Source organism: Paraburkholderia aspalathi (assembly GCF_905220735.1).
In the GTDB taxonomy this organism is placed as follows: domain Bacteria; phylum Pseudomonadota; class Gammaproteobacteria; order Burkholderiales; family Burkholderiaceae; genus Paraburkholderia; species Paraburkholderia aspalathi.
This window is the reverse complement of record NZ_CAJNBA010000002.1, coordinates 771,212-786,735: the sequence shown is the minus strand read 5'-3', so window position 1 is coordinate 786,735 and position 15,524 is coordinate 771,212. Positions and strand designations below refer to the sequence as shown.

General features: G+C 62.7%; 12 protein-coding genes. 4 read left to right on the top strand and 8 right to left on the bottom strand.

Annotated elements, in window-relative coordinates; all coding sequences use genetic code 11:
- Window positions 1-64 precede the first annotated feature (64 nt).
- The 6 genes from KHO30_RS14260 to KHO30_RS14235 all read right to left on the bottom strand — a co-directional run bounded on the left by KHO30_RS14260 (window position 65) and on the right by KHO30_RS14235 (window position 8,422).
- Window positions 65-2,038 (bottom strand): PAS domain-containing hybrid sensor histidine kinase/response regulator, encoded by a 1,974-nt coding sequence (locus tag KHO30_RS14260; protein WP_211701335.1) that lies wholly within the window; start codon window positions 2,036-2,038, stop codon window positions 65-67.
- A 142-nt stretch (window positions 2,039-2,180) separates the two neighbouring features.
- Window positions 2,181-3,743 carry a DHA2 family efflux MFS transporter permease subunit gene (locus tag KHO30_RS14255; RefSeq protein ID WP_093644909.1) on the bottom strand — a complete coding sequence of 521 codons (1,563 nt, stop codon included), beginning with the start codon at window positions 3,741-3,743 and terminating at the stop codon, window positions 2,181-2,183.
- Window positions 3,744-3,822: 79 nt separating this feature from the next.
- Window positions 3,823-5,064: an HlyD/EmrA/EmrK family protein gene (locus KHO30_RS14250; RefSeq protein WP_211701334.1), complete on the bottom strand. Its 1,242-nt coding sequence runs from the start codon at window positions 5,062-5,064 to the stop codon at window positions 3,823-3,825.
- Between the two features lie 42 nt (window positions 5,065-5,106).
- Window positions 5,107-6,657: an efflux transporter outer membrane subunit gene (locus KHO30_RS14245; RefSeq protein ID WP_211701333.1), complete on the bottom strand. Its 1,551-nt coding sequence runs from the start codon at window positions 6,655-6,657 to the stop codon at window positions 5,107-5,109.
- Window positions 6,658-6,728: 71 nt separating this feature from the next.
- The gene (locus KHO30_RS14240; protein WP_211701332.1) at window positions 6,729-7,166 is read right to left on the bottom strand and encodes a MarR family winged helix-turn-helix transcriptional regulator; all 438 of its coding nucleotides are present in this window, start codon (window positions 7,164-7,166) and stop codon (window positions 6,729-6,731) included.
- A gap of 194 nt (window positions 7,167-7,360) precedes the next feature.
- Window positions 7,361-8,422, bottom strand: a complete 1,062-nt coding sequence (locus KHO30_RS14235) for an NAD(P)/FAD-dependent oxidoreductase (RefSeq protein WP_211701331.1) — start codon at window positions 8,420-8,422, stop codon at window positions 7,361-7,363.
- A gap of 260 nt (window positions 8,423-8,682) precedes the next feature.
- On the opposite strand from KHO30_RS14235, the gene KHO30_RS14230 reads away from it, so the two are divergent.
- A complete protein-coding gene (locus tag KHO30_RS14230; RefSeq protein ID WP_211701330.1) occupies window positions 8,683-9,792 on the top strand; it encodes a porin in 1,110 nt (369 codons plus the stop codon).
- Window positions 9,793-9,794: 2 nt separating this feature from the next.
- Entirely contained in the window at window positions 9,795-10,913 is a 1,119-nt protein-coding gene (locus KHO30_RS14225; RefSeq protein WP_244864031.1) for a nucleoside hydrolase, read from the top strand.
- Window positions 10,914-10,975: 62 nt separating this feature from the next.
- Here KHO30_RS14225 and KHO30_RS14220 read toward each other — a convergent pair whose 3' ends face one another.
- Window positions 10,976-11,902, bottom strand: a complete 927-nt coding sequence (locus KHO30_RS14220) for a LysR family transcriptional regulator (protein ID WP_054039623.1) — start codon at window positions 11,900-11,902, stop codon at window positions 10,976-10,978.
- A gap of 82 nt (window positions 11,903-11,984) precedes the next feature.
- Between KHO30_RS14220 and KHO30_RS14215 the strand changes: the two genes are divergently transcribed.
- Window positions 11,985-13,331 (top strand): NCS2 family permease, encoded by a 1,347-nt coding sequence (locus tag KHO30_RS14215; protein ID WP_211701329.1) that lies wholly within the window; start codon window positions 11,985-11,987, stop codon window positions 13,329-13,331.
- Window positions 13,332-13,442: 111 nt separating this feature from the next.
- On the top strand, window positions 13,443-14,540 hold the full coding sequence (gene add / locus KHO30_RS14210; protein ID WP_211701328.1) for an adenosine deaminase: 1,098 nt from the start codon (window positions 13,443-13,445) through the stop codon (window positions 14,538-14,540).
- A 44-nt stretch (window positions 14,541-14,584) separates the two neighbouring features.
- Here add and KHO30_RS14205 read toward each other — a convergent pair whose 3' ends face one another.
- Window positions 14,585-15,445: a LysR family transcriptional regulator gene (locus KHO30_RS14205; RefSeq protein WP_093644923.1), complete on the bottom strand. Its 861-nt coding sequence runs from the start codon at window positions 15,443-15,445 to the stop codon at window positions 14,585-14,587.
- Window positions 15,446-15,524: the final 79 nt, after the last annotated feature.

The following is a 15,524-nucleotide window of genomic DNA, read 5'->3' as shown; positions in this document are numbered from 1 at the left end:
AGGGCTTATAGCGCGCTAAGGACAGCGCACCGCGCACTCGTATGAGGGAAGCGCGCATTGACGGCTAGCCGGGACCGCGCGGCCGGCGCCGCGTTTCCGCCTGCTCCAGCACCGCCTCGAATAACGCGAGTTCCACCGGCTTGACGAGGTGGGCGTGAAATCCAGCCGATTGGGTCCGTTCGCGATCGCTTGCGTGACCGAAGCCGGTCATGGCGGCGAAGACCGTGTCGGAGAGCGCGGGCATTGCGCGCAACGCCTCGAGCGTCGCGTAACCATCCATTTTTGGCATCGCAAGGTCGATCAAGGCAAGGTGAGGCACGAGGCGCGGCGCAACAGCGATCGCCTGCGGGCCGTCATAGGCAATGCGGACCTCGTGGCCTTTGAGTTCGAGCAGCATGGCGAGGCTGTCGGCGGAGTCGCGATTGTCGTCCACCAGCAGAATACGCAACGGTGACACCGTGTTTCCCGCCATGTCGGCCTGATCGGCCTGCTCTGCGGGCGGCGCTGCGGCAAACGGCAAACTGAGCGTGAACGAGCTGCCGCACCCCGCGCCCTCACTGCTCGCGATGATGCTTCCACCATGCAATTCGATCAGCGATTTGCACAGTGTGAGGCCGATGCCGAGGCCACCTTCGCCGAGGCTTTGCCCTTCCTTTTCCTGCGCGAACAGCTCGAAGATCGCATCGAGCGAACGTGCCGGAATGCCGCGGCCATGATCGCGCACCTCCAGCACAGCCATCTGATGATCGACCCGTCCGAAGATCTCGATGCGGCTGCCCGGCGGCGAAAACTTCGATGCGTTATGCAGCAGGTTTTGCAGCACCTGTACGAGCCGCGTCGTGTCACCGTGCACGATCAGCGGCTCGACCGGCATATGCGTCCCCACACTCTGCTCCCGTGAGTCGGTAAACGGTCGTGCCGCTTCGATCGCACGCGCGACCACTTCGGCCAGATCGACGCGCGCGAGGCGCAACTCGACCTTGTCCGACATGATGCGGCCGACGTCGAGCAGATCGTCGACGAGACGTGTGAGGTGCGTGACCTGCCGGTCGATCAGATCGCGTGAGCGTGCCAGCGTTGGACTCACGCCCGCTTCGAGTTGCATCACGCCAATCGCATTGCGCACCGGTGCAAGCGGATTGCGCAACTCGTGCGCGAGGGTCGCGAGAAACTTGCGCATGCGCTCGCTGGAGCGCGCCAGTTCTTCGCGCTCACGGCGCTCGGTCAGATCGCGCGTGACTTTCGCGAAACCACGCAGCCGGTTCGATTCGTCATACACCGCGGTGATGTTGACGTTGGCCCAGAAGGTCGTGCCGTCCTTGCGCACGCGCCAGCCTTCGTCTTCGACCTGACCGAGTTGCCTCGCGATCGCCAGTTCGCGCGCGGGTTTGCCAGCCGCGGCTTCTTCGCGCGTGTAGAAGTTCGAGAAATGCTGGCCGATGATTTCGTCGCGCGTATAGCCTTTGATGCGCGCGGCGCCTGCGTTCCAGCTCACCACATAGCCGTCCGGATCGAGCATGAAAATCGCGTAGTCTTTCACGTTGTCGACCAACAGACGGAAGCGCTCCTCGCTCTGTCGCAACGCCTCCACAAACGCGCGCTGGGTGGTCAGATCACGGGTAATCTTGGCGAAGCCGGTCAGCACACCCGACTCGTTGCGCACCGCCGTAATGACCACGTTGCACCAGAAGGTCGTACCGTCTTTGCGAACCCGCCAGCCTTCGTCCTCGAAGCGGCCAGTCAGCGCGGCTTGCTGCAACTCGTAAGCGGGCCAGCCGCGCGCCACGGCTTCGGCAGGGTAGAAACGCGAGAAGTGTTCGCCGATGATTTCGTGCGCCGCGTAGCCCTTCAGTTTTTGCGCGCCGGCATTCCAGCTGACGATATATCCCTTCGGATCCAGCAGGAAGATTGCGTAGTCTTCGATCGATTGGACCAGCGACCAGTAATCGACCTCAGCCGGCGCGTTCGCACGAAGCACGGGCGGCTCGTCAGCGGTCTCGCCGTTGTCTCCTGCGGGTTGGACGTCGGTCTTGTTCATGGTGAAAAGCGTCTATTTGTATGTTCACGCAGCATACACTGGCTCACCTCCATGTTTGGGTTATAGCCCAGTCATTGTCCAACGTCGTTGACCAACGTTAGTGGGCTGAATCAAACGACGACCACGCCGCGGAACTCGACCCTCAATGCCCCCCAGCGCCAGCCGCCGCTGCCGCGCTGGCCTTGTCCGGCTTCGTCAACCAGATCAACGGAATGATCACCACGAAAATCACGGCGGAAAGCCAGAAAATATCGTTCAGACCGAGCATCGCAGCCTGTGCGTTCATCGACTGTTCGAAGAACGCCATCGCCTGAGAAGCGCTTCCGCCCAGCGCCGCTTGCGCGGCGTCCAGCGCGGAAGTGAACGTCGGATTGTTCACACTTGTCTGCTCGGCCAGCTGCGCATGATGCAAGATCGTGCGGTCATTCCAACCCGTAGTAGCAAGCGACGTTCCCGCTGCTCCCGCAAACACCCGCGCAAAGTTCGACAATCCCGCGGCGGCCGGAATCTTGTCGGGGGTGAGGCCGGAAAGAATGATCGCCGTCAGCGGCACAAAGAACAATGCGGTCGGAATACCTTGCAGCAGAGTCGGTAAAACCAAGGTCCACGTATCCACGCCCGTCGTGTAATGCGAGCGCATGAAAAACACGCCGGCGAACCCGAGAAACGCCAACGTTGCCAACACGCGCGCATCCGACTTCGGCATGATCTTCGCCATTACCGGAGCAAGAATTACAGCAAAAACGCCAAGCGGCGCGGTAGCCAGACCGGCGTCCACCGACCGGTAGCTCAGATACTCCTGCATCCACTGCGGCAACAGAACAAGGTTGGAGAAGAACACCGCGTACGCCACCGAAATCGCAATTGTGCCGCCCAGAAAATTACGCCCTCCAAACAATCGCAAGTCGATGATCGGATTCTTTTCGGTCAACTCCCAGATCAGAAAGAACAGAAAACTGATCGCCGCGAATACGGTCAGCGCGACAATCACGGGCGAATTGAACCAGTCAAGGTCCTTGCCCTTGTCGAGCATGATCTGCAGCGAGCCCACCCATGCGATCAGCGAGAGCAGCCCTATCTTGTCGATCGGCAAGCGCTTGGTCGGGGTTTCGCGCGTGCGGTAGATCGCCCAGGTCACGCCTGCTGCAAAGAGGCCTACCGGAATATTGATGTAGAAGATCCATGACCACGAGTAGCTATCGGTAATCCAGCCGCCGAGCGCCGGACCGGCGATGGGGCCGACCGTCGCCGTCATGGCCCACAACGCCAAAGCGTGCGAGCTCTTTTCCCGCGGATACGAGCCGAGCAGAATCGCTTGCGACAGCGGAATCAACGGCCCCGCCACCGCACCCTGCACGATCCGCGCCGCGAGCAGTACCGGCAGCGTCGGCGCTATGCCGCACAACCATGACGAGAGGACGAACAACAGAATTGCCCACACGAACAGTTTGATTTGCCCGACGCGCTGCGTGAGCCAGCCCGTTAACGGAATCGCAATCGCGTTGGCCGCGGCGAACAGCGTGATCACCCACGTCCCCTCGTCCACCGACACACCAAGATTGCCCGCAATGGTCGGAATCGCGACGTTCGCGATCGATGAATCAAGCACGTTCATAAACGTGGCCAATGCCACGGCAAGCGTCGCCAGCACGAGCTTGCCGCCGGTCAGAGGCGGGAGCGCTGCGGCGTTGGGCGATCCATTCATTTCGTCACCTATCGAAGAAGGCTAATGTCTGACTTGTCAGCTAATTGGTTAAAAAAACGGGCGTCAGGAGATCGCCCGTTCAACCTGCTATCCGTGCTGCGTTCTTTGGTGTCGCGCTTGCCGCTACAGCACGTGCCGATGGCATGTTCTGCGCGATGATCCTGGCGATCTCGGCGTCGGCGTCGGCGCCGTACTGGGCGAACACGTCCGTGCGATACGTGGTGTTGATTGCCGCGCCCAGTTGGGTGCCCGACTCGTCACGCGTTTCGACATCCACTTGCATCGACAGGCCGATCCGCAGCGGATGCGCGTTGAGTTCGTTCTGGTCGAGCTGGATTCGCGCCGGGAGACGCTGGACGACTTTGATCCAGTTGCCGGTCGCGTTCTGCGCGGGCAACACGGCGAATGCGGCGCCCGTACCCGCCGAGAAACCGACCACGTGGCCGTGATACTTGACGCTTGACCCATATACATCGGCGGTCAGCGTGACTGGCTGGCCAATGCGCATGTGTTTCAACTGGCCTTCCTTGAAGTTCGCATCGACCCACACACCGCCGAGCGGCACGATCGCCATCAACGGCGTGCCCGGCGCCACGCGTTGACCGACCTGCACCGAGCGGCGCGCCACATAGCCCGTGACCGGCGCGGGCAACGTGTTGCGCGCGTAACTCAGGTACGCGTCGCGCACTTTCGAGGCGGCGGCCTGCACGTTCGGATGCAGTTCGACCGACGTGCGGTCGGTCAGCGCGTGGTTAGCTGCGGCCTGCTGACGAGCGGCGTCGAGCGCGGCTTGTGCGGAGCTCACGGCGTCGCGCGCATGGGCGATGTCCTCACCGGATACCGCGCCCGTTTCGGCAACGGCCTGGCGGCGCTTGAGGTCGTCTTCGGCGCGCGCGAGATCGGACTGACGTTGCGCGACGGTCGCGGCGTAGAAATCGTTGTTCACGTAGAGACCGCTGACCTGTCTCACGGTCTGGCCGAGCGTCGCTTCGGCGTTCGACAGCGCGACTTTCGCATCGGCGTTGTCGAGTGTCACAACCGGTGCGCCCTGCTTGACGATCTGCGTGTCGTCGGCATTCACTGCCACCACGGTGCCGCTCACTTGCGGCGTCAGCTGGACAAGATTGCCGTTGACGTAGGCATCGTCGGTCGACTGATGGTACTGGCCGTTCGTGATGTAGTAGGCGCCGTAACCCGCGCCGGCCAACACGACGGTGGCGGCCAGCAAGGCAAGCAGCAGCTTGCGCTTCGCAGGCGCCCGCACCTGCTGGGGCTGGTCCGCGTCCGCCGTCTCGCGGTTGGTGGTGATCGTATCGCTCATTTTGTGGGTCCTGACAGAAAGTGAAAGCGTCGCGATGGCGTCTTAGCGGGTGGCGACGACGGGGTTGGTTTGTACTGCCGAAGTGGCCGAAGTGGCCGAACTGGCCGGGGTTGCCGACGCGGCCACGCTGCCCTGTGCACTCGAATCGGCGTTGTCGGTATAGCCGCCGCCCAGTGCAGCAGCCAGCGCAATCTGCTGATCGCGACGGTTCATCTTCAGATTCGCGACCTGCTGGTCGGCAGCGAGCGCCGTGGTGTCGGCATTCAGTACCGTCAGCTGATTCGTAAGACCGGCCTTGTACTGCGTGAGCGCCAATTGATCGGCGCCGCGGGCGGCTTCCTGGGCGGCTTGCGCGTCGCCCAGTTGCTCATCGGTCGAACGGATTTGCGCGAGTTGCGTCGCGACTTCTGAGAGCGCGGTGACGAGCGTCTGGTTATACGTCGCGACGGCATAGTCGAAGTCGGCATACCGGCCCTTCAGTTGCGCGCGCAACTGACCGCCGTCGAAGATCGGCAGATGGATCGCAGGACCCGCCGATGCCGTGCGGCTCGCTGCGGTCAGGAAGCGTCCGAAGCCGAAGGCGTCGAGACCAATCGCAGCGCTCAGATTGATGTCGGGGTAGAACTCAGCCTTGGCTTCCTTCACGTCATGCGTGAGCGCGTCGACGCGCCATCTGGCGGCGACCATATCCGGACGACGGCTCACCAGGTCGGCAGGCAGGTTGTCCGGCAGACTTACTTCGTCACCGATTCCGAGCGTTGGGCGCGCAATCGCGAGGCCACGGTCCGGGCCGGCGCCAAGCAAGGCGGCCAGTTGATAACGGGTGGTGAGGATGCTGCCGTCGAGCGACGCCAACGTCGCGCGACTCGTGGCGAGGTTCGCTTGCGCCGTCTTGCGCTCGACCTGGGTGTCGAGCCCTGTTGCAATGCGGCCGGCGGTGATGCGGTCGATCTGCTCGCGTTGCGTGACCTCCTGCTGCGCGATGTCGCGTAACGCGTACAGACGGGCGAGCTGGTTATAGGCCCGTGCCGTTGCGGACGTCAGCGACAATCTGACGACTTCGGCATCCGCCTCGCTCGCCTGCAGTTGAGACAGCGAGGCCTTGAGCGCCTCGCGATTCTTGCCCCACAAGTCGAGATCATAGGAAGCGGATAACAGGCCCTGGTTCTCCGATTGCCATGAACCGCCATAAGGCGGCGGCACCAGCGCCGTGCCCGAATACTGCTGGCGCGTGAACGAATAGGTGGCGCCGACTTTCGGCATCGTGCTGGCCTTTGCCGTGTCGCTATACGCAGCGGCCGCGGCAACGCGTGCCCGGGCCTGTTCAATCGACGGATTGCCCTTCAGCGCTTCCACAAGCAAGGCCTTCAGTTGCGCGTCGCCGAACTGATCGGCCCAATCGGCGGCGGGCCAATGGCCGTGATCCGCGGGGAGGCTTTGTTGCGTCGCGTAGGTCTGCGGCTGCGCCATCTGTTTGTCGCTCGAGATGCCGGCATAGTTCACGCAAGCCGACAGCGTGGCCGCGAAGATTGCCGTCACGCCCGCCTTCGCGATGCGTGACCTGGCTGCCTGCCTATTTAGCTGCAATATCATTTGCTGACCTGTCAGATATTAGGGTAAAAAAATGGCTGCAATCGTTCGCAGCGCTGTTTGCCTCGTGCTTGCTAGTCTTCGAGAAACTTGTTCAGCAGGCGGCGCAATTCCTCAAATTCGGTTTTGGTGAATTTCCTCAAACGCGCGTTCAGCACCGTCGGCGCAATCTGCGGCAGACGCGCCGCAACGACCTCCCCTGCCTTCGTCAACTTCAGATTGACGACGCGCCGGTCCTCGATGCTGCGCGAGCGCTCGAGCAGACCTTTGGTCTCGAGCTTGTCGAGCATGCGTGTCATCAAACCCGTGTCGATACCGAGATGTTTGGACAACTCGAACGGCGTGGCCGCAATGTCCTGACGCAACGACAGCAGGATGCCCATTTGCTGGCTGGTGATATCCAGATCCTTGAGCGCGGCGTCCATTTCCGTAATCAACACGTTGCGCGCCTTGTTGATGGCGAATCCCACGCTGTTTGTCAAACCGAAACTCTCCGGGGTGTAGTGCTCCATGTGCAGTTCCTCGATGGTTGAAAAGGAATATATCTGCACAGTCAGATACTGTAAAGTGCGAATTTGTGAAAATCAGAATTGTAAATTCGCGGACAAATACGAGGAATGTCCAGGCAAATCTGCCGCGCGGGCCGCTGTTCGTGGGACGGACCGCGGAACACCGCCGCCCGCGGTAACCCGACGGTGTAGCCCGGTCAGCCCGCCGCGCCGACCTTTTCCGCCAGCTTCGCGTCGTAACTGGAATGGACGTGCACCCGTTTCTTCTCCGGAAAAGCGTACGTGTACGCCTTGCGCAGCGCCAGCGACGCCTCGTGAAAACCGGACAGAATCAGCTTCTGCTTGTTCGGATAGTTGGCGATGTCGCCGACCGCGAAGATGCCGGGCCGCGAGCTCTCGTAGTTCGAGGTATCCACGTCGACGCGGCCGCCGTGAATCGACAGATTCCACTGCGCGATCGGTCCGAGATCGGCAACCAGGCCGTACAGCACGACGAGGTGCTCGGTGTCGAGCTGCGTTTCGCCTTCGATATGCCGCAGCGCGATCGATTTCAGCGTATCGCCCTCGACGTTGAGCCCCGAAATCGCGCCGACGATGAAGTCCATCTCCCCTGCCTCGACTGCGCGCCGCATCGACTCGACGCTTGAATCGGCTGCACTGAAGCCGTTGCGACGATGCACCAACGTCACGCGCCGCGCGACCTTGCGCAGTGCCAGCGCCCAGTCGAGCGCGGAATCGCCGCCGCCGGCCACCACGACTGTCTTGCCAGCGAAATCGGCGAGACGTTGCACGCTGTAGTGCACGTGACGCGATTCCAGCGGCACGGCTTCGGCCAGCGCCAGTCTTTGTGGCACGAACGCACCGTTGCCGGCGGCAAGCAGAATTGCGGCTACGTCGAATACGAGGCCATGGTCAGTGCGCACGGTCCAGCGCCCGTCGTCGCGCTGCTCGACCGACTCGACCTTTTGCTCAAGATGGATGGGCACATCGAACGGTTTGCATTGCGCCATCAAACGCTCGACCAGTTCGCGCGCGGTACACGAGGGAATCGCGGGAATGTCGTAGATCGGCTTGTCCGGATAGAGCTCGATGCACTGCCCGCCCACCTTGTCGAGCCCATCGACGATCTGGCACGACAGGCCGATTACACCGGCTTCGAAAGCGGCGAAAAGGCCGACGGGCCCGGCGCCGACAATCAGGACATCGGAGCGAATCGGTTGCGAAAGCGGTTGCAAAAGCGGGTCTGTTGCGGACGTCATTCGGAGTCTCATGGGGTAGATCGATGATCCACCATACAGAATCGCCCGAGGCCCGGCAACGATGCCATTACAGGCGATAAGGACGCTTGGGCTCAGCAGGCATCGGCCCTCCGGCGGCCACCGGGGGGCTCGTTGAATAGATTAAATTTATAGAACTATAAGAAAACAACATTATTTTTATAGCCGACGGCTTCGTATAGTCGAGCCCAGTTCGAATGCGCCCTCCGCTCGGCGCTCTCCTTTCCCGCTACTGGACCACGATGAAACTACTCAAGTTCGCCCCTCTCGCGATCGTCGGCGCGCTCTCCAGCGCCGCCCATGCGCAAAGCAGCGTGACGCTGTATGGCCTGATTTCGGCGGGCGTCGGCTATGCGACGAATCAGGGCGGCAAGAACGCGTGGCAGGCACTCTCGGGGACCAACCAGAACCCGCGCTGGGGTTTGAAGGGCGTCGAAGATCTGGGCGGCGGCACGACCGCGATCTTCCAGCTGGAAAACGGCTTTAACGTGATGACCGGCACCGCGTCGCAAAACGGCCGCGAATTCGGCCGGCAGGCGTTCGTCGGGCTCGCCAGCAAGAAGTACGGTACCTTGACCTTCGGCCGTCAGTACGACACGGTGCACGACTACGTCGGCCCGGTGATCATCGCGAGCAACGGCGTGAACATCGGCGACAACGACAACGGCTATAACGACATCCGCGTGCAGAATGCGGTGAAGTACGTGACGCCCGACTATCGTGGATTGAAGGCCACGGCCGAATACGGCTTCAGCAACGCCACCGGTTTCGCCAACAACAATGCGTACAGCTTCGGTGCCGGTTACGAGAATGGCCCGCTGAAGTGGAGCGTGGTCTACGCGCAGTACAACAACCCGTTTAGCGCGACCAATCCGGACGGCGCGATTTCGAACGACTACGCGTCGTCGCTGCTGATCTTCGCGAAGAGCGCGCTGCATCCGGCTGCGTACGCGAGCAAGCAGCGCATCTTCGGCACCGGCGGCTTCTATACGGTCGGCCCCGCGCAATTTGCAGCGCTTTTCACCGATGTCCGCTACGATTATCTCGACGGTTCGCATCTGCGTTTGCAGAACTACAACCTGAACCTGAATTACCACGTGACGCCCGCGCTCGTTCTCGGCGCAGCGTATGCCTTCACTGACGGCAAATACGATGTGATCAACACGAGCCCCAAATGGCATCAGGTCAATCTGCAAGCCGATTATTTCCTGTCGAAACGCACCGACGTCGCGCTGACGGTGATCGCGCAGCAAGCTGCTGGCGACGCGCAACACGCGCAGATTTTTGCCTATGCGCGATCCACCGGCATCCGTCAGATGATCACGACGGTCGGCATGCGCCACGTGTTCTGACAATGATGAACGCCTTCGATCCAACGCAGAACCGTCGCGCGTTTTTGCGCACGGCCGTGGGACTGGCTGCGGGCGCCTCGGCGTGGCCGATGCTGGCCGCCGCTGCAAGTGGCCCCGGAGCGGCTGACGCGGCCAGTGGCACGGCCTCTTCAAACGCCTCCGCTTTGCAAAGCGGCGCGCGCCGCAGCGTGATCATCGATTGCGATCCCGGTCAGGACGACGCGATTGCGATCCTGTTCGCGCTCGGCGCGAGCGACCGGCTCGACGTGCGCGCGATCACGACAGTCGCGGGCAACGTGCCGCTCAACCTCACCGAACGCAACGCTCGTATCGTGCGCGACTGGGCCGAGCGCACGCAATCGCTGCCGGTCTACGCCGGCTGCCCGCGCCCGCTCACGCGCGAACTGATCACGGCCGCCAACGTGCATGGCAAGACCGGTCTCGAGGGCGTGCCGCTGCATGAACCGCTCGCGCCTCTCGCGTCGCAGCACGCGGTGGCTTTTCTGATCGACACCTTGCGCGCGGCGCCGCCGCGTAGCGTGACGCTGTGCGCGCTCGGGCCGTTGACCAACCTCGCCACCGCGTTCACCGAAGTGCCGGAGATCCGCAACGGCATCCGCGAAATCGTGCTGATGGGCGGCGCCTTCTTTGAGCGCGGCAACATCACGCCCGCGGCCGAGTTCAACATCTACGTCGACCCGCAGGCCGCGCAAGTCGTGTTTGCGAGCGGTGTGCCGATCGTCGTGCTGCCGCGCGACGTCGCCGTGAAAGCGCCGATCACGCCGGCCCGGATCGCGCCGATTCGCGCGCTCGGTAATCGCTGCGGCGCGATGGCTGCCGATATCATGGCCGCGGAAGTCACTTATCAGAAGGGACGCCGGGGCATTGAAGAAGCGCCCATGTACGACCCCTGCGCGACGGGCTACCTGATCGAGCCGTCCCTGTTCAAGGGACGCGAGGTCAACGTGATGATCGAGACAGTCGGCGAATGGACGCTCGGTGAAACCGTGGTCGACTGGAGCGGACATAGCGGCCGCAAGCCGAACGCGACCTGGATCACCGAAGTCGACGCGGACGGTTTTTATGCCGCCTTGCGCGCACGGCTCGCCACGCTGCCGTGATCCGGCGAGCCCGCGAACCCGTGAAAGGCTCGGCAACGGTCATGCATACCGTCTGCGTTGCATCAGATATGCGCGGCGAGCCATTCGCGGCACGCACGCACGTGCGGGCCGCGATCGTCGCCGGCCAGCGAAATCAGTGCGATCGAACGGGTGACGCGCGGCTTGTCGAGGCGCAACGCGACCAGTTCCGTGTCGTGCAGATGCATGGTGTAGAGACTGGGCAGCACCGCAATCGCCAGACGGTTGCGCACGAGTTCGTACAAGGGCTCGGTGTACTCGACGCGGTAGGCGACCGTCAGTTGCAGACCTTCGGCCCCGCCGGTGCGTTGCAACGCGTCGCTGACACTGCCGCGCACGAACACCGCGAGATCGCGGCCCACCAGCTTCGCCCACGCAAGGGTCTTTTTCTGCGCGAGCGGATCGTCGCGCCGCACCACCACTACGATCTGATCCTCGAACAGGTCCTGGTAGCGCAACGCGGCTTCGCCGTCGTTGTCCGCCGCGGCCGCATCGGGCTCGTGCACACCCACGCCGAAATCGACTGCCCCTTGCCGCACGGCATCGATCAAGGCGGTGTTCGGCATATCGTTCAGCGTAAAACGCAGCGACGCCTGCTTTGCGCGCAACAAGGTGAGCGCGGGCAACAGGCGCGCCGCAGCCGACGGAATCAGCCCGATGCGCACCGTCTGCACGCGTTCGGCGAAGGTGCTCGCCATATCGTCGAAGGTGCCGCGCGCCTGATTGAGCAGACGCTCCGCGAGCGGCAACACGCTGGCGCCCGCATGCGTGAGCGTCAGCCGATGCGCGGAGCGCGCGAACAACGGGCCGCCGAGCAGGAACTCGATCTGCCGGATCGCCGCGGTCAGCGCAGGCTGCGTCAAGGCGAGCGACTGCGCGGCCTGCGTGAAACTGCGTGCATGCGCAAGCGTCACGAAGTACTGAATTTGCCGCAGCGTGAGCGCGGGCAAGAGGGACGAACGGTCGGTCATGGAGAGCAATGCATCGACGCAATGCGCAGCAGTATAAATGGCTGGTTACAGGATGAATCAATTGATCAATAACGAATCTTCAATGCCGACAGCAAACAACCCGGCAACCACGGCGCGTGGCGGCTGGCTCGAACAGCGTTTCGCGCTCGCCGAACGCAAGACCAGCGTGCGTATCGAAACGATCGCCGGCATCACGTCGTTTCTCGCGGCCGCCTATCTGCTGGTAGTGATTCCGTCGCTGCTGTCAGCGGGCGGCATGGATCGTGGCGCGGCGACGACCGCAACGATTCTGGTGTTCGTGCTGAGTACGGTGCTGATGGCGCTGTATGCGAATCTGCCGTTTCTGGTGGGGCCCGGCATCGGCGGCTCGGTGATTCTCGGCATTACGCTCGCAGGCGAGCATGTCGCGTGGCAAACGGGCTTGGGCATCGCCTTCGTGTCGGGCGTGCTGTTCCTGATCCTGACGCTGGTGGGCGCGCGCAGTCTCGTGGTGCGGCTGATACCGGCGCAAATCAAGCTGGGGCTCGGCGCCTCGATCGGTTTGTTCATCGCGGTGCTCGGTTTCCGCAATGCCGGGATGGTGATCGCCAACGCGAAAACCAATGCGCTTGCGCTCGGCGATTTCTCGCGGCCCGGCACCCTGGTCGCCTTGATCGGCCTTGGCGCGGCTGTCGTGCTGCAAGGCCGCCGCGTGCCCGGCGCGATCTTGTGGGCGATCCTGATTGCGGCCGCCGCCGGTGTGCCGCTCGGCGTCACGCATATGCCTGCGTCGTTTCTGTCGTGGCCGCATAGCATCGCGCCGATTGCGTTCAAGCTCGACATTGCGAGCGCCTTGAGCGTGGCCGCGATTCCGTATCTGTTCGTGTTCTTCGCGGCCGAGTTTTTCTCGACGCTCGGCACCACGCTCGCGGTCGGCGCCAAAGCGGATCTGCTCGACGAAAACGCGAATCTGCCAAACATCAACCGCCCGTTTCTCGTCGATTCGATTGCGGCGACGCTCGGTCCGGTGTTCGGCATTCCGGCGCTCACGGCGCTGGTGGAATCCGCAGCAGGTGTTGAAGCGGGTGGACGTACGGGCCTTTCTTCGCTCGCGGCCGCCGCGATGTTCGCGCTGATGCTGCTGTTCGTACCGGTCGCGCTGGCCATTCCGAAAGAAGCCACCGCACCCGCGTTGATCCTGATCGGACTGTCGATGTTCAGCACGATTCGCCATACGCATTTCGACGACTTCAGCGACTCGCTGCCCGTTCTTTCGATGGTGCTGCTCACGCTGATGTCGAACAGTTTCGGCACCGGCATTGCGGGCGGCCTGCTCTGCTACGTGCTCGTCAAGCTGCTCGCCGGACGTTTCCGTGAAGTACCGTGGGGTCTCTATGTGTTGGCTGTACCGCTCGGTTATTACTTCTATACCGTGGTGAAGCCGCATTGAAATTTGCACCCGAGCACCCCGGTCACCCGACTTTGCCGCACATTGTTATCCTGCATTCGCACTAAACTGAATCAGCGTCGAGTTTTACGCACTACCGAAAACCATACCGACATGAAAGAGACATTGGGCAACGTGCCCGCATCGCGCCTTGGCATTACGCTCACCGAAGCCCATCGCGCCTTCTTCACGGCCCTGCCGAAGGTCGAATTGCATTGCCACCTGCTGGGCGCGGTGCGTCACGAGACCTTTATCGCGCTCGCCGAAAAGAGCAACGCGCCGATCGATCGCGACGAAATCGACGCGTTCTATACGCGCGGCGAAAAACCCGTCGGCGTGCTGCGTGTGCTGCGCGCACTCGACGAGCATCTGCTCACACATGCGGACGATCTGCATCGCATCGCCTACGAATATCTCGCTGACGCCGCCGCGCACCAGGTGCGTCATAGCGAATTCTTCTGGAATCCTACCGGCACGGTGCGGGTCTCGAAGATTCCCTATGCGGATGCGCAAGCAGCCATCGTCACCGCGATTCGCGACGCCGCGCGCGACTTCGGCATCAGCGCACGACTGATCCCGAGCATCGACCGCGAAGCCGATCCCGACGAAGCGGTCGCACTGGTCGACTGGATGTGCGCGCATCGCGCGGACGAAGTGGCGGGCCTCGGTATCGACTACCGCGAAAACAACCGGCCGCCTGAGTTGTTCTGGAAGGCGTACCGCAATGCGCGCAACGCCGGCTTCAAAACCACCGCGCATGCAGGCGAATTCGGCATGCCGTGGCGCAATGTCGAGACGGCCGTGGACCTGCTGCATTGCGACCGGATCGATCACGGCTATACGATCGTCGATAACCCGCAGTTGGCGGCCCAATACGCGGAACGGGGCATCGTGTTCACCGTGGTGCCGACCAACTCCTACTATTTGCGCACACTCGCCCCGGAAGTCTGGGCCGAACAGCATCCAATGCGACGCATGCCGGATCTGGGCCTGAAAATTCACCCGAACACCGACGACCCGACGCTGCACAAAGTGACGCCAAGCGAAGCATGGCAATTGATGTATAGCCACTTCGGCTTCAGCATTGCCGAGTTGCGGCAGTTCATGCTGAACGGCATCGACGGCGCATGGATAGACGAAGCGACACGCCACGCATGGCGCACGGCGTGGGGTGCGGAGTTCGACGCGTTGGCAGCGGCCTTGCCCGCTTGAGTGCGGACACTGCTTCAAGTCAGGCTAGCCACTCCCGCACGGTTTCACTCACCAATCCACGAGCCGCGCAAATCGCTGTCGTGCAGCAATTGCAGCAACGTGCCCGCCGGACGGCTTAGCCGCTTGGCGGCCAGCGCGATAAATTCCACCGAGGGCAGCGTCGGCAGACTGGCCGCGTTAAGCGGCGGCGTCAGGCCTCGCGCGGCCAGATACTGCGGACGAACCGTGATGCCGAGCCCACCGCGCGCGGCCGCAATGCAGCCCGAATGACTACTGCTCGTACACACCACCTGCCAGCTAAAGCCGGCTTCGGCGAGCGCGTCGAGCACCACCGCCCTCGTCACACTCGGCTCGGCGACCAGAATCAGCGGCAACGGTTGGCTGAGATCGACCAGCGTGCCGGTGCGCGCCAGCCACTCCAGCCGCCCCGTGAAAAGCGGCACGCCGCGCCGGTCGCCCAGACGCCGCTTGCCGACCAGCAGATCGATCGAACCGGCGTCCAGCAATTCATAGAGCTTGCCCGTCATACCGATCGTAATTTCCAATTCGACGTCGGGATGCGCGTCGCGAAACGCCGCCAGCACCGTGGGCAGGGGCCCGAGCGCGACGTCGTCCGATGAACCGAGCCGCACGCGCCCTTTCAGGCGCGGCGCGCGAAACTGCGATTCGGCCCGCGCGAGCGCCTGCAGGATCACGGTAGCATGGGCGAGCATGGCCTCGCCGTCCGGGGTCATCGCGAGCGAATGGGTGTCGCGCACGAACAGGCGCCGCCCGACGCTCTGTTCGAGCCGGCGGATATGTTCGCTAACGCTCGACTGCGTGAGATCGAGCTGCCGCCCCGCCTCGGTAAAGCTATGGCAGGCCGCGACTGTCGCGAAGGTCTTGAGCCAGATGGGATTGAGCATGCGTCATTGTGGCCCTGGTCATCGGCAAAGTCGATAACAGTCAACAAGCCTAGTGGGGTTCCCGATTGACGAGGATGTC